Genomic DNA, 20,847 nt, shown 5'->3' on the forward strand with positions numbered 1-20,847 from the left:
GATTCGGATCCCCGGGCTGAGTCTCGCCGCCAAGTTTAATGACTGGGTGATGGGCTCCAAAGAAAACGACTCCGTCACACTGGTATTGTATGACCGGACGTTGCTGTGGCTGACATTCGGGTTGGCTATCGTCGGCTTCGTGATGGTGACATCGGCCTCAATGCCGATTGGCCAGCGTCTGGCAGATGACCCGTTTTTGTTTGCTAAACGCGATGCGATTTATCTCGGTCTGGCGTTTGGTTTATCGCTGGTGACATTACGCGTGCCGATGGCGGTCTGGCAGAAGTACAGCAACGTTCTGCTACTGCTGTCGGTGATCATGCTGCTGGTGGTGCTGGTTGTGGGTAGCTCGGTTAACGGGGCATCACGCTGGATTTCTCTCGGACCCCTGCGTATTCAGCCAGCAGAGTTCTCCAAGTTGTCACTGTTTTGCTACCTCGCCAGCTATCTGGTGCGCAAAGTGGATGAAGTGCGCAGTAACTTTTGGGGCTTCTGCAAACCCATGGGCGTGATGGTGGTGCTGGCCGTATTGCTGTTGGCTCAGCCTGACCTCGGTACGGTGGTTGTGCTGTTTATCACTACGCTGGCGATGTTATTCCTGGCGGGTGCCAAGATGTGGCAGTTCCTGGCCATTATCGGTTCGGGCGTATTCGCCGTAGTACTGCTGGTTCTTGCCGAGCCATACCGTATGCGTCGTGTGACATCGTTCTGGAATCCGTGGGCGGATCCGTTTGGTAGTGGCTACCAGTTAACGCAGTCACTGATGGCATTTGGTCGTGGGGAATTCTGGGGGCAGGGATTAGGTAATTCAGTCCAGAAACTGGAGTATTTACCTGAAGCACATACCGACTTTATCTTCTCCATTTTAGGTGAAGAATTGGGGTATTTCGGTGTGGTTTTAGCCCTGTTAATGGTATTCTTCGTCGCTTTTCGCGCCATGTCTATCGGACGCAGGGCGTTAGAAACTGACCAGCGTTTTTCCGGGTTTTTAGCCTGTTCAATTGGCGTATGGTTCAGCTTTCAGGCGTTGGTTAACGTCGGAGCCGCGGCGGGCATGTTGCCAACGAAAGGCCTGACACTGCCGCTCATCAGTTACGGCGGTTCGAGCCTGTTAATTATGTCGACGGCAATCGTGTTATTGCTGCGAGTGGATTTTGAAACGCGGCTGGCAAAAGCCCAGGCGTTTGTAAGGAGTGCCCGATGAGTGGCAATGCCCGGCGTTTAATGGTGATGGCCGGCGGTACCGGTGGACATGTTTTCCCTGGACTGGCAGTAGCCCATCATCTTATCGCGCAAGGTTGGGAAGTTCGCTGGCTGGGTACAGCAGACCGGATGGAAGCGGATTTGGTACCCAAACACGGTATCGATATTGATTTCATTAAAATTGCCGGATTGCGTGGGAAAGGTCTGAAAGCGCAACTTACTGCCCCTGTTCGCATATATCATGCGTGGCGTCAGGCGAAGGCGATCATGAAACGCTTCCAGCCAGATGTGGTATTGGGCATGGGCGGATACGTGTCCGGCCCCGGGGGGCTGGCGGCCTGGTCACTGGGCATTCCGGTGGTGTTACACGAGCAAAATGGTATTGCCGGTATGACCAATAAAGGTTTGTCGCATATTGCCAAAAAAGTGTTGCAGGCGTTTCCGGGTGCATTTCCGCATGCTGACGTTGTTGGCAATCCGGTGCGCACGGATGTCCTGGCGCTGGAATTACCGGCAACCCGACTGGCCGGTCGTGAAGGGCCAATCCGTGTGCTGGTGATTGGTGGCAGTCAGGGCGCACGCGTCCTTAATCAGAGCATGCCGGACGTGGCGGCGCTGATGGGCGATAAAATTACGCTGTGGCATCAGGTGGGTAAAGGTGCGCTGGAGTCCGTGAATCAGGCTTATGAAAAAGCCGGTCAGGCGCAGCATAAAGTGACCGAATTCATTGATGACATGGCAGAGGCTTACGCCTGGGCTGATGTGGTGGTTTGCCGTTCCGGGGCGTTAACGGTCAGCGAAATTGCTGCCGCAGGCTTACCCGCGATTTTTGTGCCTTTCCAGCACAAAGACCGTCAACAGTACTGGAATGCGCTGCCGCTGGAAAAAGCCGGCGCTGCGAAGATTATTGAGCAGAAAGATTTTAGTGCCGCCGCCGTCGCTGATCTGATGGCCGGATGGGACAGAACCCATCTGATGGGGATGGCGATGGCTGCACGTGCCGCCGCCATTCCCGATGCGACAGAGCGTGTTGCCGCAGAAGTGGTTACCGCCAGCAAAAAATGAAAGTGAACGGGCCATGTAGTGTGTGGTCCCAGCCGTAAGAAACGGATTAATCAGTAACCTGAAATAGTGAATAAAAACGTGAATACACAACAATTGGCGAAACTGCGTACCTTCGTGCCTGAGATGCATCGTGTCCGGCACATTCACTTTGTTGGCATCGGTGGTGCCGGCATGGGTGGTATCGCCGAAGTGTTGGCCAATGAAGGCTATCAGATCAGCGGTTCTGATTTAGCACCGAATGCGGTGACTCAGCAACTGACTGCACTGGGCGCGACGATTTATTTTAATCACCGCCCTGAGAACGTGCTGGATGCCAGCGTGGTGGTGGTTTCCACGGCGATTTCATCCGATAACCCGGAAATCGTTGCGGCGCGCGAAGCCCGTATTCCGGTGATCCGCCGTGCGGAAATGCTTGCAGAACTGATGCGTTTTCGTCACGGCATCGCCGTGGCAGGTACGCACGGTAAAACAACGACCACGGCAATGGTAACCAGTATTTATGCCGAGGCCGGGCTGGATCCGACCTTTGTCAACGGCGGACTGGTGAAAGCCGCAGGCACGCATGCGCGTCTGGGTTCAAGCCGTTTTCTGATTGCTGAAGCAGATGAAAGCGATGCGTCTTTCCTGCATCTGCAACCGATGGTTGCTATCGTGACCAATATCGAAGCAGATCATATGGATACGTATCAGGGTGACTTTGAAATCCTGAAACAAACCTTCATCAATTTCCTGCATAACCTGCCGTTTTACGGACGCGCAGTGATGTGCATTGATGATCCGGTGATCCGTGAGCTGATACCCCGCGTAGGCCGTCATATGACGACGTACGGTTTCAGCGAAGATGCCGATGTGATTATCGAAAACTATCGTCAGGTAGGTGCGCAAGGGCACTTTACGCTGCGCCGCCAGGACTTGCCGCTCATCAGTGTGACGCTGAACGCGCCGGGTCGTCACAATGCCCTGAACGCTGCGGCCGCCGTCGCCGTCGCGACTGACGAAAATATCAGCGACGACGCTATTTTACGTGCACTGGCAGGCTTCCAGGGTACCGGACGCCGTTTCGATTTCCTGGGCGAGTACGCGCTGGAAAATGTGAACGGTAAAACGGGGAGTGCAATGCTGGTCGATGACTACGGTCACCATCCGACAGAAGTCGATGCCACGATCAAAGCGGCACGTGCGGGCTGGGCAAACAAACGCCTGGTGATGATTTTCCAGCCGCACCGTTACACCCGTACCCGCGATTTGTACGATGATTTTGCCAATGTGCTTTCACAGGTTGATGTGCTGATTATGCTGGATGTCTATCCGGCCGGAGAAGCGCCAATCCCGGGCGCGGACAGCCGCTCGTTGTGCCGCACTATTCGTGCACGCGGCAAGCTTGATCCGATTTTGGTTTCTGATATTGAGGCGGTGCCGGAAAGTCTGGCGCAAATCCTTGAAGGTGATGATTTAGTTCTGGTTCAGGGTGCCGGTAATGTCGGCAGAGTAGCCCGTAAATTGGCTGATCAAAAGCTGCAACCGGTTAAGAAAGGTGAAGAACATCATGTCTGAGAAAGTAGCGGTATTGTTCGGGGGAACTTCCGCAGAACGCGATGTGTCATTACAGTCAGGCGCCGCGGTACTGGCAGGTTTACGCGAATCCGGTGTTGATGCCCACGGCATCGATACCAAAACCTTTAATGTGGCGCTTCTCAGGGAAGAAGGTTACAGCAAAGTCTTTATCGCACTTCACGGTCGCGGTGGCGAAGACGGGACGATGCAGGGGTTGCTGGAACAAATCGGTTTGCCTTATACCGGCAGCGGTGTAATGGCGTCGGCGCTGACCATGGATAAGTTCCGCACCAAACTGGTGTGGCAGGCTTTAGGGCTACCGGTTACGCCGTTTGTCGCATTGCATCGTTCACAAATTGAAGAAGCAGGGCAGGGCGCTCTGGCGGCAAAAATCGCCGAACTGGGTCTGCCGCTGATCGTCAAACCAAGCCGTGAAGGTTCCAGTGTCGGGATGAGCAAAGTGACAACGGAAAAAGAGTTGCTGCCTGCTCTGCAGGAAGGCTTCAGGCATGACGATAACGTACTGATCGAAAAATGGCTGAGCGGCCCGGAATATACCGTGGCTATCGTGGGCGATCAGGTGATGCCATCAATTCGCATCCAGCCTGCCGGTACATTTTATGACTATCAGGCAAAATATTTGTCTGATGAAACACAATATTTTTGCCCGAGCGGGTTAAGCGAAGCGCAGGAGCAGCAGTTGACTGTACTGGCGTTGCAGGCTTATAAGGCGCTCGATTGCAGCGGCTGGGGGCGTGTCGACGTCATGCAGGACGGTGATGGCAACTTCAATTTACTGGAAGCGAATACCTCGCCAGGAATGACGAGTCACAGTCTGGTGCCGATGGCGGCTAAACACGCCGGGCTGAGTTTCCCGCAACTCGTTTTCCGTATTCTGGAACTGGCAGACTGATATGTCGCAAGCCGCCCTGAATACCCGAGAGCGTGAGACGGCTGAGAGCAACGGCCGTCGCAGTAACGGTGGCCAGCTGGCAGGGATCGTGTTTCTGCTGCTGGTGGTAGGAACGATTTTATGGAGTGCGTGGGCCGTTGTCGGCTGGATGCAGGATGCAAACCGATTGCCGTTATCCCAGTTAGTCGTCACCGGCGAGCGGCATTACACGACCAATGATGATATTCGTCAGGCGATTCTGTCCTTAGGGGCACCGGGAACGTTCATGACGCAGGATGTAAACGTCATTCAGCAGCAGATTGAGCGTTTACCCTGGATAAAACAGGTCAGCGTACGTAAGCAATGGCCGAATGAACTCAAGATACACCTCGTGGAGTATGTGCCGGTCGCACACTGGAATGATCTGCATATGGTTGATGCCGATGGCAAATCTTTCAGCATACCCGCTGAGCGTGTGGTCAAACAAAAAATGCCGTTGCTTTACGGTCCGGAAGGCAGCGAACAGGATGTTTTGCAGGGCTTTCAAACGATGAGTCAGGCGCTGGCCGCCGGTAAGTTCACGTTGAAAGCGGTAGCAATGAGTGCGCGTCACTCGTGGCAGTTAACTCTGGATAATGACGTCCGGCTGGAATTGGGGAGAGATGACCGGATGGGGCGTTTACAACGTTTTATCGAGCTTTACCCGCGATTCCAGCAACAGGCACAAGCCGATAAAAAACGCATCACTTATGTCGATTTACGTTATGACAGCGGTGCGTCGGTGGGTTGGGCTCCAGAGTTTATTGACCAGCAAAACAGTAATCAGCAACAGAATCAGGCACAGGCTAAACAACAATGATCAAGTCGACGGACAGAAAACTGGTAGTTGGGCTGGAGATCGGTACGGCAAAAGTAGCCGCATTGGTGGGGGAGGTTCTGCCCGATGGCATGGTCAATATTATCGGTGTGGGCAGTTGCCCGTCCCGGGGCATGGACAAGGGTGGCGTGAATGATCTGGAATCGGTGGTGAAGTGCGTACAGCGCGCCATCGATCAGGCTGAACTGATGGCGGATTGCCAGATTTCCTCTGTTTACCTTGCTTTGTCTGGTAAACATATCAGCTGTCAGAATGAAATAGGGATGGTTCCTATTTCAGAAGAGGAAGTCACGCAGGAAGATGTAGAGAATGTGGTGCATACCGCTAAATCAGTCCGCGTGCGGGATGAGCATCGGGTTCTGCATGTGATCCCTCAGGAATATGCCATTGATTATCAGGAAGGGATTAAAAATCCGGTCGGTCTTTCCGGCGTGCGTATGCAGGCTAAAGTCCACCTGATTACCTGCCATAACGATATGGCAAAGAACATTGTGAAGGCGGTTGAACGCTGTGGCTTAAAAGTTGACCAGCTGATTTTTGCCGGTCTGGCCGCCAGTTATGCGGTACTGACCGAAGATGAGCGTGAATTAGGGGTTTGTGTCGTTGATATTGGTGGTGGAACCATGGATATCGCGGTTTATACCGGCGGCGCACTACGTCATACTAAGGTCATCCCGTATGCAGGGAACGTGGTCACCAGCGACATCGCTTATGCGTTTGGAACGCCGCCGACCGATGCCGAAGCGATCAAAGTTCGCCACGGTTGTGCATTAGGATCGATTGTCGGCAAAGACGAAAATGTCGAAGTGCCGAGCGTCGGTGGACGTCCACCACGCAGTCTGCAGCGTCAGACACTGGCTGAAGTTATCGAGCCTCGTTACACAGAATTGCTGAATTTAGTGAACGACGAAATTTTGCAATTGCAGGAGCAGTTACGTCAGCAAGGCGTAAAACATCATCTGGCCGCTGGCATTGTACTCACAGGCGGTGCAGCACAAATTGATGGTCTGGCAGCTTGTGCGCAGCGGGTATTTCATACCCAGGTGCGCATCGGGCAACCTTTGAACATCACCGGGCTGACAGATTATGCGCAGGAACCTTACTACTCAACGGCTGTAGGGCTGCTGCACTACGGGAAGGAGTCTCACCTGAGCGGTGAGGCCGAAGTGGAAAAACGCGCCTCAGTGGGCAACTGGTTCAAACGAATCAACAGCTGGCTGAGAAAAGAGTTTTAATGTTTTAACAACGGGATCATGCTGTTAAGCTTTTTGATCCCGAAGCGACAGGCACAAAACGGAGAGAAACTATGTTTGAACCTATGGAACTGACCAATGACGCGGTGATTAAAGTCATCGGCGTCGGCGGTGGCGGTGGCAACGCTGTCGAACACATGGTGCGTGAGCGCATCGAAGGTGTTGAATTCTTTGCCGTTAATACAGACGCCCAGGCGTTACGTAAAACGGCAGTAGGACAGACTATTCAGATCGGTAGTGGTATTACCAAAGGTCTGGGTGCTGGTGCGAACCCGGAAGTGGGTCGCAATTCTGCAGAAGAAGATCGTGAAGCTCTGCGCGCTGCGCTTGAAGGTGCTGATATGGTCTTTATCGCAGCGGGCATGGGTGGCGGTACCGGTACCGGTGCAGCGCCTGTGGTGGCTGAAGTAGCAAAAGATTTAGGTATTCTGACCGTTGCTGTGGTGACTAAGCCTTTCAACTTTGAAGGCAAAAAACGCATGGCATTTGCGGAGCAGGGTATCGCTGAATTGTCCAAACATGTGGATTCTCTGATCACTATCCCGAACGACAAGCTGTTAAAAGTTCTGGGTCGCGGTATCTCTCTGCTGGACGCCTTCGGTGCGGCCAACGACGTGCTGAAAGGTGCGGTGCAGGGTATCGCTGAGCTGATCACCCGTCCGGGTTTGATGAACGTCGACTTCGCCGACGTGCGCACCGTCATGTCCGAAATGGGTTATGCCATGATGGGTTCTGGTGTGGCATGCGGTGAAGACCGTGCTGAAGAAGCGGCAGAAATGGCGATCTCCAGCCCGCTGTTGGAAGACATCGACTTGTCCGGCGCGCGCGGCGTTCTGGTCAACATTACTGCTGGCTTCGACCTGCGTCTGGATGAATTCGAAACCGTGGGTAACACCATTCGTGCTTTCGCATCAGATAACGCAACCGTGGTTATCGGTACGTCTCTTGACCCGGAAATGAACGACGAGCTGCGTGTGACCGTGGTTGCAACCGGTATCGGCATGGACAAACGTCCTGAGATCACTTTGGTGACTAACAAGCCAGCCAGCCAGCCCGTGATGGATCATCGTTACCAGCAGCACGGTATGTCTCCGTTGCCGCAGGAAACGAAACCTGCTGCTAAAGTGGTGAATGATCAAAGTGCGCAATCCAATAAAGAGCCCGACTATCTGGACATCCCGGCCTTCCTGCGTAAGCAGGCAGACTAGTCCGAATTGTAGGATCTCCGCTCTTTGTGCTAAACTGTCCCGCCGACCTTAAGGTATGCTTAGGTCGGTTGGATGGATAAACATTGCGAGATAAAAACGATGATCAAACAACGTACATTAAAACGTATCGTTCAGGCGACGGGCGTCGGTTTGCATACCGGCAAGAAAGTCACCCTGACTCTGCGTCCTGCACCGGCAAATACCGGGGTCATCTATCGTCGCACTGACTTGAATCCACCGGTTGATTTCCCGGCAGATGCAAAATCCGTGCGTGATACCATGCTCTGTACTTGCCTGGTTAATGAGCATGACGTACGCATTTCTACGGTAGAACACCTTAATGCGGCATTAGCAGGCCTGGGCATCGATAACATTATTATCGAAGTCGACGCGCCGGAAGTGCCTATTATGGACGGTAGTGCCGCACCTTTCGTCTATCTGTTGATGGATGCAGGGATTGAAGAACTGAACAGCGCGAAGAAATTCTTGCGCATCAAAGATACTGTGCGTGTTGAAGACGGTGATAAGTGGGCTGAGTTCAAACCCTTTAATGGTTTCTCTCTGGACTTCACCATCGACTTCAATCACCCGGCGATTGATTCCAGTTCTCAGCGCTACAAGATGAACTTCTCCGCAGAAGCATTTGTTCGCCAAATCAGCCGGGCACGTACTTTCGGTTTCATGCGTGATATCGAGTACCTGCAGTCACGCGGTTTGTGCCTGGGTGGCAGCTTTGATTGCGCAATTGTTGTAGATGATTACCGTGTGCTTAATGAAGATGGCCTGCGTTTTGAAGATGAATTCGTTCGTCACAAAATGCTGGATGCTATCGGTGACTTGTTCATGTGTGGGCATAACATTATTGGTGCGTTTACCGCCTACAAATCTGGCCACGCCTTGAACAACAAGTTATTGCAAGCGGTACTGGCTAAGCAGGAAGCCTGGGAATTAGTCACGTTCCAGGATGAAGCTGAGATGCCACTGGCTTTTAAAGCACCGTCTACAGTATTGGCGTAATCGGTACTTTTGGTATTACTTATTACGACTGGTTGGTTTGGCACTCTCTCCGGCCAATTCAGCCAGTCGTTCTAAAGCCTTTCTGAGTTTCTCCGGGCTCCGGCTCGCAAGTCCCCTTAATTCCTCTGCACTTTGTGCACTCAAATGCCTGACAGGCATAGATTCTGACGCGTTCGCTTTATTTTTAACCGCAATCTGCGAAGCATTTTCCATTTTCGCCATGAGCGAAGGATTAATCCTGATGTCGATTGATGACAATGATGGTAGAATTTGCGCTCGAAGTGCAGAGAGTAATGCGGGTTGTTCATAGCGTAATCGCATCATCCAGCTGGCATTAGCTATTTCAAGTACTAAAACTCCCTGTCGATAATTACCGACACGACACCAGGGTTGCATGGGTGCCGGTAACAGGCCTTTCACTGCGCGGTTGAGTTTCAATAACGCCGCCGCACGCTGTTGAACAATACGCAGCGGGCTTTGTTCAGTCGAAGAGGCGTCATCGAACAGGATATCTAATAATTGTGGGCGACTATCGCGCATGATGGGCTCCGGCGGATTGTAAACTTGTGATTGGCATTCTAAATCGTTGGCGACAATTTGGCAGAAGGTATTTTTGGCCGCATCTCCTGTTGGGGATGGTCGCGGCAAGCCTTGGCGTGTCCACTAACCTGTCGCAAACGGAACTGCCAGCGGCTCCCAATACATCCTCAAGCCTAAACCGTCTTACTATCGCCAGCACAGGGCTGAGTAATCTTGCGTTACTCCAGGCGAATCGCCGCCCGTCTTTCGGTGTAGATTACTGGCAACAGCATGCATTACGCACGGTCATCCGTCATCTTTCTTTTGCTTTGGCACCGCAGGTCGTTTACACCGTCGCGCAGCCGGAAGCAGAAATGCAGGAAGCTGAACCGCTGCATGTTCAGCAACTCGCGTTGCTGGTGACCCTGAATGCTTTACTGACCCATGAGCCAAAACCTCCGGTTATCATCCGTCAGACGCAGCAACCTTTTCTCCCTCTTGCTTCATCGTATCAAACCGGCCTGTGGTTAGCACAGGTGCAAGGCATTCGTGCCGGTCCGTCCCCTCTGATTTAACAGACTGTAATTCTAAACTCTATTTATAAATCAACAAATTATTGGCTACATTGCGTGGCCTCCAAGAGATATTAAGCACTATGTTAATCAAATTATTGACCAAAGTTTTTGGTAGCCGTAACGAACGTACTTTGCGCCGTATGCGTAAAGTGGTTGACCTGATCAACCGCATGGAACCTGAAATCCAAAAGCTGACCGATGAGCAACTGCAGGCGAAAACCAACGAATTCCGTGAGCGCCTGGCGAAAGGTGAAGTACTGGAAAACCTGATCCCGGAAGCCTTTGCGGTTGTCCGTGAATCCAGTAAACGTGTATTCGGTATGCGTCACTTCGATGTGCAGCTGCTGGGCGGTATGGTGCTGAACGAGCGTTGCATCGCAGAAATGCGTACCGGTGAAGGTAAAACGCTGACCGCAACCCTGCCAGCTTACCTGAACGCATTGAGTGGCAAGGGCGTTCACGTCGTTACCGTCAATGATTATCTGGCACAGCGTGACGCCGAAAATAACCGTCCGCTGTTTGAATTCCTTGGCCTGAGCATCGGCATCAACTTGCCAGGTATGCCTTCTCCGGCGAAGCGTGCTGCTTATGCTGCAGACATCACCTACGGTACAAACAACGAATACGGCTTTGACTATCTGCGCGACAATATGGCATTCAGCCCTGAAGAACGTGTACAACGCAAACTGCACTATGCGCTGGTGGATGAGGTTGACTCCATCCTGATTGATGAAGCACGTACCCCGCTGATTATCTCCGGCCCGGCCGAAGACAGCTCAGAAATGTATACGCGGGTAGATAAACTGATCCCTAAACTGATCCGTCAGGAAAAAGAAGATTCAGATACCTTCCAGGGTGAGGGACATTTTTCTGTTGATGAGAAAGCGCGCCAGGTTCACCTGACCGAGCGTGGCCTGGTCTTGATCGAAGAAATGTTGGTAGATGCAGGCATTATGGATGAAGGCGAATCTCTGTATTCCCCGACTAATATCATGCTGATGCACCACGTCACGGCGGCATTACGCGCGCACGTGCTGTTTACCCGCGATGTTGATTACATCGTGAAAGACGGCGAGGTCATTATCGTCGACGAACATACCGGTCGTACCATGCAAGGCCGTCGCTGGTCAGACGGTCTGCATCAGGCAGTTGAAGCCAAAGAAGGCGTTGAAATTCAAAACGAAAACCAGACGCTGGCATCCATCACCTTCCAGAACTACTTCCGTCTGTATGAAAAACTGGCCGGCATGACCGGTACTGCGGATACCGAAGCGTTCGAATTCAGCTCTATTTATAAACTGGATACCATTGTTGTGCCAACGAACCGCCCTATGGTGCGTAAAGATATGGCCGACCTGGTGTACATGACCGAAATGGAAAAAATTGGCGCGATTATCGAAGATATCCGCCAGTGTACTGCCAAAGGCCAGCCTGTTCTGGTTGGTACTATTTCCATTGAAAAATCAGAAGTTGTTTCCAACGAACTGACCAAGGCGGGCATTGCGCATAGCGTCCTTAACGCCAAGTTCCATGCCAAAGAAGCAGACATTGTTGCTCAGGCGGGTCAGCCAGGTGCAGTCACCATCGCCACCAATATGGCCGGTCGTGGTACAGATATCGTGCTGGGCGGCAGCTGGCAGGTTGAAGTCGAAAACCTGGGCGAAGAAGCAACGGATGAGAAAATCGCTGAAATTAAAGCCGCATGGCAGATCCGTCATGACGCCGTTCTGGCTGCAGGTGGTTTACACATTATTGGTACTGAGCGTCATGAATCCCGTCGTATTGATAACCAGTTGCGCGGCCGTGCGGGTCGTCAGGGTGACGCCGGTTCATCCCGTTTCTATCTGTCTATGGAAGATGCCCTGATGCGTATCTTCGCCTCTGACCGCGTGTCAGGCATGATGCGTAAACTGGGTATGAAACCGGGCGAAGCGATTGAACATCCATGGGTCACTAAAGCCATTGCTAACGCTCAGCGTAAAGTTGAAAGCCGTAACTTCGATATTCGTAAGCAATTGCTGGAATACGATGATGTGGCAAGTGATCAGCGTCGTGCGATCTATAGCCAGCGTAACGAATTACTGGACGTGTCTGATGTGAGCGAAACCATCGCCAGCATCCGTGAAGATGTATTCAAAGCCACTATCGACAGTTACATTCCGCCACAATCCCTTGAAGAAATGTGGGATGTAAAAGGTCTGGAAGAGCGCCTTAAGAATGATTTCGAGCTGGAAATGCCGATTTCTGAATGGCTGGATAAAGAGCCGGAACTGCACGAAGAAACCCTGCGCGAACGTATCATGGAGATCGCGAAAGAATCTTACGCCCGTAAAGAAGAAGTGGTTGGCGCTGAAATGATGCGTAACTTCGAGAAAGGCGTGATGTTGCAGACACTGGACTCACTGTGGAAAGAGCACCTGGCGGCGATGGATTACCTGCGTCAGGGCATCCATTTACGCGGCTATGCGCAGAAGGATCCTAAGCAGGAATACAAACGCGAATCCTTCGCGATGTTTGCTGCCATGCTCGAATCCCTGAAATATGAAGTGGTCAGCGTACTAAGCAAAGTCCAGGTGCGTATGCCTGAAGAAGTGGAAGCGATGGAGATTCAGCGCCGTGAAGAAGCTGAGCGTCTGGCTCGTCAGCAGCAGCTTAGCCATCAGGATCAGCAGGAAATCGAAGTGGCTGAGGCAGCGCGACTTGCTTCTTCCGGAGATCGCAAAGTAGGCCGTAACGATCTCTGCCCGTGTGGTTCCGGTAAAAAATACAAACAATGTCATGGCCGCCTGCAAAAGTAACATCTCCGGCTAAGTCATCGTGTTAATCTTGAAGGCGGCTTAATTGCCGCCTTTATTTTTGGCTAAATAGTCCTCATAACAACAGTCAATGTAGTCAGCGGATAGGTGGAACTGTGGCGCTTAAACAACTTAATATCGCAGCAGGCATTATCCGGAATGCCAGCAAAGAAATCTTTATCACTCAGCGCGATGCATCATCACATATGGCCGGGTTCTGGGAGTTTCCGGGCGGTAAGATTGAAGCGGGCGAAACACCGGAACAGGCCGTTATTCGCGAGCTACAGGAAGAGGTCGGCATAGATGCTAAATCTCCTGTGTTGCTGAAAACGTTGGAGCACCGGTTTCCGGATCGTATTATTACGCTCTATTTTTTTCTGGTAGAAGACTGGCAGGGCGAGCCGTATGGCAAAGAAGGGCAGCCGAAGCGCTGGATTGCGCAGGCCGGCTTGAAAGAGGAGGAGTTTCCTCCCGCCAATGAAGGGATTGTTACCGCCCTCAAGAATAATCAGTACTGATTACGCCTGGAATTCAATGGTATACACAATTCGAAAGCGTATAAAAAGGGGCCGGAGCTCCTTTTTATACGCTGTACGGATTAAATCTCTTCTTCACTCCAGTCATCCAGATCATTCACATCCCCCTTACTTGGAATGCGTTTCTCTTCATCGGCCCATTCGCCGAGATCAATGAGCTGACAACGCTTGGAACAAAAAGGGCGGTAAGGGCTTTGTTCACCCCAAACCACGATTTTCTGACAGGTCGGGCAATTTACTTCAATAATTTCAGGGTCCATTTGCAACTCCTAGCAGCAGGCAAGTTCAAAATTCAGTCGCGCGGGAACCACGCCATGTTCACTGTCGAGGGGTAAAAAGCGAATGGCATAACGGGTTTTATGCCCGGATACTTGCGGATAAAGCTGGTTTTCCATCGAGAGCCGTAATCGTAACAGATCTGCGCCTTCCGCGTTGTCCTGGAAAAATCCATTCAAACTGATTTGATTACGAAACGCGCCAGACTGACGGATCAGATCCAGTACCATCATCAGCGAATTATTCAGCGGAGCCAGAGTTTCGAGCCAGTTTTGCACTTCACGATCACGTTGTGACTGTGCCAGATGAAGCCAGATATGCAGTGTCGGCAAATCAAAGCTGCAGCACCCGCCCGGGATACTCAGACGTTGGCGAACCAGCGCGACCAGACGATCCTCCTTCAGGGCTTGACCTATGCGTGGAGCTTTCATTAATACCGATGCGCATTGCTTAAGCTCAGCGCGCAATCCTTCGATCCTGACTAAATCAACGCCCGGGACATCTTTCCATTGAGACAATTTTTGCTGCTGGCGTTCAAGCTCTTTCAGTAAATCGGTGCGGACTTCACCACGTTCCAGCACATCCAATAAATCTGCAGCGGTGCGAAAAAATAGCAGAGCAGAGGCGATATCAGTGAGTTGTGCGTTGGAATGCATCTGTTGCAATAAAAACTCGATGCGAAGCCAGGTACGCATTTTCTCATTCAGTGGATGTTCAAAGAGAACGGTTGCAGCTACATCAGTCATGCTTGGCAATATCCTGTCTGTTTACTCACACCGCAAGTTGCAGGTAGCGGTGATGTAATTGGGCAACACGCGGTTCAATTAATTTCGGATCACCGCTGTTATCAATAATGTCATCCGCGCAGGCCAGACGTTTTTCACGGCTGATCTGCGCAGCAATAATACTTTCAGCCTGCTGGCGGCTGATACCATCGCGCGACATCGTCCGGGAAAGCTGAATATGGGGTTCTACATCCACGACCAGAACGCGGTTCGCTTGCGTCTGTAATCCATTTTCAATCAGCAGCGGTACGACCCAGAGTACGTACGGCGTCTGCGCCTCAGCAATCAAATATTGTGTTCTGGCATGAATAATGGGGTGTAATAATTTATTAACCCATTCTTTTTCATCAGCATTGCTGAAAATTCGCTCACGAAGCGCCGGACGTTTCAGTGAGCCATCAGCGGAAATAATACTTTCACCAAATCGCTGACGCAGTTCTTCCAGCGCGGGTTCACCGGGTGCAACAACCTGACGGGCAATCTCATCTGCATCGACAATGCTTACGCCGTGGTGTGCGAAGCTTGCGGAAACGGTACTTTTGCCACTACCGATACCTCCGGTCAATGCAACGATATAGCTCATATTGATGCTCTGATAAAATTCGTTAGGTAAATGATAAAGAGATTATGAGTAAGTGCAAGCCGTGGTGTTCCCGGTTTTGATGAGAAAAATTATTAATCTGCACAATCAAAAGTCTGTGATGGAGGTTGTAAAAGCCATCTTGCCGTTGTCATTTTCCTGTGTATGATAAAACCACTGGAAAGGGTGTGTAAAAATTTGCCGTGCACCCTAGCGACCCGTCGCCAAACCAGGACTCACACGCCATGCGCATTGAAGAAGATTTGAAGTTAGGTTTTAAAGACGTACTCATCCGCCCAAAACGTTCTACCCTCAAAAGTCGTTCCGAAGTTGAACTGGAGCGCACATTCACTTTTAAACACTCAGGTTTCAACTGGTCCGGCACCCCGATTATTGCCGCGAACATGGACACTGTTGGCACATTCCGCATGGCGACCGTACTGGCGTCTTTTGGCCTGCTTACGGCTGTACACAAACATTATACCGTAGAACAGTGGCAGGCTTTCGTGACGTCCTCCGATGAATCCGTGCTGCGTAATGTCATGGTATCAACCGGGACGTCAGAAGCTGATTTCGTTAAGACCCTGCAAATTCTTGCTTTATCGCCTCTGCTGAAGTTTGTTTGTCTGGATGTTGCTAACGGTTATTCCGAGCACTTTGTAGATTTCCTGCGACGTGTACGCGAAGCCTGCCCGGATAAAGTCATTTGCGCGGGCAACGTGGTGACCGGTGAAATGGTGGAGGAGCTTATTCTCTCTGGCGCGGACATCGTAAAAGTCGGCATCGGTCCGGGGTCGGTATGTACGACTCGCGTAAAAACCGGTGTGGGATATCCGCAGCTTTCCGCTGTTATCGAATGTGCTGACGCTGCTCATGGTCTGGGCGGGCAGATTGTCAGCGATGGCGGTTGTGCTGTTCCTGGCGATGTGGCAAAAGCGTTCGGTGGCGGTGCTGATTTTGTCATGCTTGGCGGCATGCTGGCTGCGCATGATGAATGTGAAGGCACCGTCGTTGAAGAGAATGGCGAAAAATTCATGCTCTTCTATGGCATGAGTTCAGAGTCTGCCATGAAACGCCACGTTGGTGGTGTTGCTGAATACCGCGCAGCAGAAGGTAAAACAGTCAAATTGCCTTTGCGTGGCCCGGTTGAAAACACCGTGCGTGACATTCTCGGTGGATTGCGTTCTGCCTGTACTTATGTCGGTGCAGAGCGTCTGAAAGAACTGACCAAGCGAACAACCTTTATCCGTGTCGCGGAACAGGAAAATCGTCTGTTTGGCAGTAAATAAGCCCGATTCAGTCATAGCGGCGAAACATGTTTCGCCGCTATTTCACCGTTTTTTACCTCTCTGTTTACCCCATCACCGAACCCAGTTGGAAAATGGGCAGATACATCGCAATCACCAGTCCACCAACAATCACTCCCATTACAGCCATGAGTATTGGTTCAATCATTTGTGCCAATGAGTCCGCAAGCGAGTTAGCTTTGTCACGATGCAGATGTGCGAGTTTCAGCAATAACTCATCCAGCGCTCCTGATTCTTCACCGATTTTTATCAGCTGATGACATAAGGTCGGGAACAGTGGCGATTGGACAAAAGCTTTATGCAGCGGCGTTCCTTGCATGATGTGCTCGCGTATGTGGTTCAGTGCAGCCTGAAAATGCAGATTAGACATTGATGCAGATGCTGCTGTGAGCCCGGCAATTAACGTCATTCCAGCCTGCTGTGTCATTGCCAGCGTTTGAAATATCTGGCTGAGGCAACTGTCTGTCACCAGGCGTGATGTCAGAGGTAGCCTGAGCAGTAACATCTGCTCGCGTAGTTTCCAATGCTTAAGCGGGTGCAATTTCTGCCAGTAGCCGAAACACAAAAGCGACAAAATACCCGCCAGCCAGGGGCCGCTGTTAAGGATGGCATCAGAAGCAACGACCAGCATGCGTGTAAACCAGGGGAGTTCGGCATCAAAAGAAGCATAAATTTTGGCAAACTCAGGCAACACTAAAGTCAGCATGAGCAACGTGACCACTATCGCGATCAGGCTGACAATCAGAGGATACCGCAGTGCTTTTTTCACTTTGCTTCTTAGTTCAGCCTGTTGTTCCTGTTGAGCGGCCAGTTGCAGACAGCATTTGTCCAGTTGTCCCGTGAGTTCACCAATAGAAATTATCTGCCTGTAAATATCTGGAAAAACATCCGGATAATAATTCAGTGTGACCGATAACGGTTTTCCTTCGCGAACGCCTTTCGCGATATTTAACAATACACAATGCCACGCGGGTTTCGGGTGTTCATTGGCCAGCAAGGTCAGGCCATTCACCAGTGGTAACCCGGCTTGTAGCAGCGTTGCAAGTTGCCTGATGAACGCAACACGTTCCTGATTTTTCCAGAAACGCTTTCCCAGTCGTTGTTTCATAGTGATTTTAAGGGGTTGCAAACCGGCCGCAAAAAGCTGCGGATAAATTCTGGCCTTATCCAGCTCAATACAGTGATCTTGCTGAATACTTCCCTGTGTGTCGATAGCCTGCCAGCGATAGAGTCGCCAGGAATGAGGTGTGTCACCCTCAGTTTTCATGCCCCTTCCCCCTCACCGGTAACACGATATAGTTCTTCAAGTGAGGTGATCCCCTGTTCGACCAGCAACATACCGGCCTCATGCAATGTCTTTTGCCCTTGTTCCCGGGCAATTTTACTCAGCTCATGCACATTGGCCTCTGCCACCAGTGCCTGCTGTAGCATGGGGGTTATGTTCAGCGTTTCATAAATACCGGTACGCCCGTAATAGCCTGAAAAGCATTGATGGCATCCTGCAGGCAGCCATAAAGGTATGTGGCCGCTTATGCCATCAGCATTTTTTTCAACCAGCGACATGTGCGGTTTGCGGCAATGCGGGCACAATTTTCGTACCAGTCGCTGGGCAATCACAAGACGCAAACTGGCGGCAATATGGAAACCTTCAATCCCCATCTGTCGGAGGCGGGTCAGTGTTTCGCAGGTAGAATTAGTGTGGAGGGTTGAGAGGACCAGATGCCCGGTTTGCGCCGCCTTTACGGCGATTTCGGCTGTTTCTTTGTCTCTGATTTCGCCAACCATAATGACATCAGGATCCTGACGTAATAAGGCACGCAGGACGCTGGCAAAACTAAGATCTGTTTTGCTGTTAATCTGCGTCTGATTGATGCCACTGACCGGGATCTCAATCGGATCTTCCACGCTGCAAATATTGCGGGAGATGGCATTCAGGTGACGAAGGCCGCTGTAAAGCGTTACCGTTTTTCCACTGCCTGTCGGGCCGGTGACCAGAATTAAACCTTGTGGATGCTTCAGTGCGGTTTTGAAAAAGTCCAGGTCTCGTGGCGTAAAACCCAGTTGCGACATAGAGAGATCCTGCTGAGTCATGTGCAGAATGCGCAGCACGATTTTCTCTCCGTGCAGGGTCGGCAGGGAAGATACTCTCATGGAGTATCTCTGCTTTTGCAGCATGACTGAGAGCTGGCCATCTTGTGGTAGCCGTCGTTCAGCCACATTCAGCTGCCCCATAATCTTCAGTCGCGCGCATACCCCGGCTGCCATCGAAAATTCAGGGCCGGGCACTTCCTGCAATACTCCGTCAATTCGCATACGAACCCGGAAACTGTGCTCGTAGGGCTCAAAATGTATATCAGATGCCCTGCGGGTGATTGCCAGTCTGAGTATCTGATTGAGGATGTTAATGACTGGCGCATCACTCTGATTATTCAGCTCATTGCTTTCATCCGTTTCTGCGGGCGATAACGGTTTTTCTGCAGCGATATTTTCCTTTATTTCTGAACTGCCTTGCTCCATAGCTTGTTCCAGCCGCGTTTGTGGCCAGCGTTCAAGTTGCACTTTTAAGCCGGTGGCAAAGCGCAGTACCTGACTTAACGCCTCAGAATCTGCCTCTGTTTCATGGCATGCAACATGAAGCATCTGGTGGTCGCGATGCAACACAACGGCTTTGTAGCGCTGACACAATGCTTCAAGTGACGCTTCACTTTGCAGGCGGTTGTTAATGGATGGAGACTCTGGGCGCAGGGGGGTATCGCTCATTATGGCGCTCCTGTGGTGTCAAAGCGGAAAATGCTTTCGCAAGCTTCAACCATCGAGGTATTACCGGCATTGTTGCAGATTCTGCTCCATGTAATACCTCCCGCCTGGTTATCCGGAACCGGCGTCATCACAACACTGAGGCCATCCAGTGCCTGCTGACCGGTCAGTGAAATTACACCGGAATTAACCTGGATCTGGCTGACATAGCGACTGGTGGTCGTTGCCGGAATGCCCTGACTACCGGCGTTGCAATTTGTCAGCGCCCCCGTATCTATGACGCACAGTTCGACACCGGTTTTGTAGGGCACCATGGTTTGCAGCATGTCTGTCATGGCTGCTTTCTGGATATAGCTCTGGTACGCGGGTATGCCGATGGCACTGAGGATCGCAATAATCGCGATCACCACCATCAGTTCAATGAGGGTAAATCCTTGTTGCCGGTTCATGACGTTCTCCGTTTCGTAAGGCTGCGTTGTCGTTTCTCAGGCAGCAAATTAAACGGAGAAAAAACCTGACTCCAGTGCCATTTCTGGCTTTTCCACGATATCTTCCAGGATAAATATGTCTGCCAGCAAGGCAGTCAAAATTTTTGCGCGAGGACTCGCAACAACAAAGATGAAATGAAAAAAGTGATGGTGGTCAGAAGGAGAGAATGTGAGGGTAGTACGGCAAGATGAAATAGAGCGAAAGACGTCGTGTTGCCCCTGAAAAGGAATCCGGGGGCAACAGCGAAATGATTAGCTGAAGCGCATGGAAAGATCCATGGCTCTGACATGCTTGGTCAGCGCACCGACAGAAATGTAATCCACGCCGGTTTCCGCGAATTCGCGTAGCGTTGTTGCCGTCACGTTACCGGACACTTCAAGCAGCGCACGGCCTGCGGTCAGAATAACGCCTTCGCGCATCATCGGCACGGTGAAATTATCCAACATAATAATATCAGCACCCGCATCCAACGCCTGCTGAAGTTCATCGATGGATTCGACTTCTACTTCAACGGGCACCTCCGCGTGGATCCATAAGGCACGCTCTACGGCCGCTTTGATGGAGCCGCAGGCAATGATGTGGTTTTCCTTAATCAGAAACGCATCAGCCAGACCAAGGCGGTGATTGCTTCCGCCGCCACATAACACGGCATATTTCAGCGCTGTACGCAGGCCGGGTAAGGTTTTGCGGGTATCGAGCAACTGAGTTTTGGTGCCCTCAAGGATTTTCACATAGTGATTCACCTCAGTTGCCACGCCGGACAAGGTCTGCACAAAATTCAGTGCGGTACGTTCACCGGTCAGCAGCATGCGCGCGGAACCTGAGAGTTCACATAAAGTCTGGTTTTCAGATACGTTATCGCCGTCTTTAACATGCCATCTGACGGTGATTTTATCGCCAGCCAGTTGGGTAAAGACTTCGTCCAACCAGCCCTGACCGCAGAAAATGCCAGCTTCGCGGGTAATAATGGTGGCGTTAGCCTGTTTATCTTGCGGCAACAGCTGAGCTGTTAAGTCATTGTTGGCATTGACTTCGCCCCCCAGATCTTCACCGAGAGCCTGAGTAACAAGAGAAGGAATATCATTCTGGATACGTTCGAGTAACTGTGCGCGGCGACTTTCAGGGCTGTAGCTGCGGGTAGACATACAAATACTCCGAA

20 protein-coding genes are annotated in these 20,847 nt (G+C 51.4%); 12 read left to right on the forward strand and 8 right to left on the reverse strand.

The window, feature by feature from the left end; translation table 11 throughout:
* Position 1 precedes the first annotated feature (1 nt).
* The 8 genes from ftsW (at position 2) to lpxC (ending at position 9,069) form a co-directional block, all read left to right on the forward strand.
* Entirely contained in the window at positions 2-1,204 is a 1,203-nt protein-coding gene (gene ftsW / locus EVX52_RS11610) for a cell division protein FtsW (RefSeq protein WP_370278342.1), read from the forward strand.
* Complete coding sequence (gene murG, locus EVX52_RS11615; RefSeq protein WP_129953199.1) at positions 1,201-2,268, forward strand: undecaprenyldiphospho-muramoylpentapeptide beta-N-acetylglucosaminyltransferase; 1,068 nt, start codon at positions 1,201-1,203, stop codon at positions 2,266-2,268. Before ftsW ends, murG begins: the two co-directional genes overlap by 4 nt.
* A 78-nt stretch (positions 2,269-2,346) precedes the next feature.
* Positions 2,347-3,822, forward strand: a complete 1,476-nt coding sequence (gene murC / locus EVX52_RS11620; protein WP_015690468.1) for a UDP-N-acetylmuramate--L-alanine ligase — start codon at positions 2,347-2,349, stop codon at positions 3,820-3,822.
* Positions 3,815-4,735 (forward strand): D-alanine--D-alanine ligase, encoded by a 921-nt coding sequence (locus tag EVX52_RS11625; protein WP_129953197.1) that lies wholly within the window; start codon positions 3,815-3,817, stop codon positions 4,733-4,735. The genes murC and EVX52_RS11625 overlap by 8 nt, the downstream gene beginning before the upstream one ends.
* A 1-nt stretch (position 4,736) precedes the next feature.
* On the forward strand, positions 4,737-5,573 hold the full coding sequence (ftsQ, locus tag EVX52_RS11630; protein WP_129991313.1) for a cell division protein FtsQ: 837 nt from the start codon (positions 4,737-4,739) through the stop codon (positions 5,571-5,573).
* Complete coding sequence (ftsA, locus tag EVX52_RS11635; protein ID WP_009634688.1) at positions 5,570-6,826, forward strand: cell division protein FtsA; 1,257 nt, start codon at positions 5,570-5,572, stop codon at positions 6,824-6,826. Before ftsQ ends, ftsA begins: the two co-directional genes overlap by 4 nt.
* Before the next feature lie 71 nt (positions 6,827-6,897).
* The gene (gene ftsZ, locus EVX52_RS11640; RefSeq protein WP_013577005.1) at positions 6,898-8,052 is read left to right on the forward strand and encodes a cell division protein FtsZ; all 1,155 of its coding nucleotides are present in this window, start codon (positions 6,898-6,900) and stop codon (positions 8,050-8,052) included.
* 99 nt (positions 8,053-8,151) lie between these two features.
* Positions 8,152-9,069: a UDP-3-O-acyl-N-acetylglucosamine deacetylase gene (lpxC, locus tag EVX52_RS11645; protein ID WP_129953195.1), complete on the forward strand. Its 918-nt coding sequence runs from the start codon at positions 8,152-8,154 to the stop codon at positions 9,067-9,069.
* Positions 9,070-9,084: 15 nt separating this feature from the next.
* Here the strand turns inward: lpxC and EVX52_RS11650 are convergent, their stop codons facing one another.
* Positions 9,085-9,609: a DUF721 domain-containing protein gene (locus tag EVX52_RS11650; protein ID WP_129953194.1), complete on the reverse strand. Its 525-nt coding sequence runs from the start codon at positions 9,607-9,609 to the stop codon at positions 9,085-9,087.
* 26 nt (positions 9,610-9,635) lie between these two features.
* Between EVX52_RS11650 and secM the strand changes: the two genes are divergently transcribed.
* The 3 genes from secM (at position 9,636) to mutT (ending at position 13,476) form a co-directional block, all read left to right on the forward strand.
* The gene (gene secM, locus EVX52_RS11655) at positions 9,636-10,163 is read left to right on the forward strand and encodes a secA translation cis-regulator SecM (RefSeq protein WP_129953193.1); all 528 of its coding nucleotides are present in this window, start codon (positions 9,636-9,638) and stop codon (positions 10,161-10,163) included.
* 80 nt (positions 10,164-10,243) lie between these two features.
* Positions 10,244-12,961: a preprotein translocase subunit SecA gene (secA, locus tag EVX52_RS11660; protein ID WP_129991314.1), complete on the forward strand. Its 2,718-nt coding sequence runs from the start codon at positions 10,244-10,246 to the stop codon at positions 12,959-12,961.
* A 113-nt stretch (positions 12,962-13,074) separates the two neighbouring features.
* Positions 13,075-13,476, forward strand: a complete 402-nt coding sequence (gene mutT, locus EVX52_RS11665; RefSeq protein ID WP_129991315.1) for an 8-oxo-dGTP diphosphatase MutT — start codon at positions 13,075-13,077, stop codon at positions 13,474-13,476.
* Positions 13,477-13,556: 80 nt separating this feature from the next.
* Here mutT and yacG read toward each other — a convergent pair whose 3' ends face one another.
* From yacG to coaE, 3 genes are read right to left on the reverse strand one after another with little or no spacing between them, the layout of a single operon-like run.
* On the reverse strand, positions 13,557-13,754 hold the full coding sequence (gene yacG, locus EVX52_RS11670) for a DNA gyrase inhibitor YacG (RefSeq protein ID WP_013576999.1): 198 nt from the start codon (positions 13,752-13,754) through the stop codon (positions 13,557-13,559).
* A gap of 9 nt (positions 13,755-13,763) precedes the next feature.
* Complete coding sequence (gene zapD / locus EVX52_RS11675; protein WP_129953190.1) at positions 13,764-14,516, reverse strand: cell division protein ZapD; 753 nt, start codon at positions 14,514-14,516, stop codon at positions 13,764-13,766.
* 25 nt (positions 14,517-14,541) lie between these two features.
* Positions 14,542-15,138, reverse strand: coding sequence for a dephospho-CoA kinase (gene coaE / locus EVX52_RS11680; protein WP_129991316.1), 597 nt, complete (start codon positions 15,136-15,138; stop codon positions 14,542-14,544).
* A gap of 242 nt (positions 15,139-15,380) precedes the next feature.
* On the opposite strand from coaE, the gene EVX52_RS11685 reads away from it, so the two are divergent.
* Complete coding sequence (locus tag EVX52_RS11685; RefSeq protein WP_129953188.1) at positions 15,381-16,424, forward strand: GMP reductase; 1,044 nt, start codon at positions 15,381-15,383, stop codon at positions 16,422-16,424.
* Between the two features lie 64 nt (positions 16,425-16,488).
* Here EVX52_RS11685 and hofC read toward each other — a convergent pair whose 3' ends face one another.
* The 4 genes from hofC to nadC form a co-directional block, all read right to left on the reverse strand.
* Positions 16,489-17,709, reverse strand: a complete 1,221-nt coding sequence (gene hofC, locus EVX52_RS11690) for a protein transport protein HofC (protein WP_129991317.1) — start codon at positions 17,707-17,709, stop codon at positions 16,489-16,491.
* Positions 17,706-19,202: a type II secretion system protein GspE gene (gspE, locus tag EVX52_RS11695; protein WP_129991318.1), complete on the reverse strand. Its 1,497-nt coding sequence runs from the start codon at positions 19,200-19,202 to the stop codon at positions 17,706-17,708. Before gspE ends, hofC begins: the two co-directional genes overlap by 4 nt.
* Positions 19,202-19,648 carry a prepilin peptidase-dependent pilin gene (gene ppdD, locus EVX52_RS11700; protein WP_129953185.1) on the reverse strand — a complete coding sequence of 149 codons (447 nt, stop codon included), beginning with the start codon at positions 19,646-19,648 and terminating at the stop codon, positions 19,202-19,204. The genes gspE and ppdD overlap by 1 nt, the downstream gene beginning before the upstream one ends.
* 291 nt (positions 19,649-19,939) lie before the next feature.
* A complete protein-coding gene (gene nadC, locus EVX52_RS11705) occupies positions 19,940-20,833 on the reverse strand; it encodes a carboxylating nicotinate-nucleotide diphosphorylase (protein ID WP_129991319.1) in 894 nt (297 codons plus the stop codon).
* Between the last annotated feature and the right edge of the window lie 14 nt (positions 20,834-20,847).

The sequence above is a fragment of the Rahnella sp. CFA14(1/10) genome, assembly GCF_004195095.1.
Taxonomy (GTDB): Bacteria; Pseudomonadota; Gammaproteobacteria; order Enterobacterales; family Enterobacteriaceae; genus Rahnella; species Rahnella perminowiae.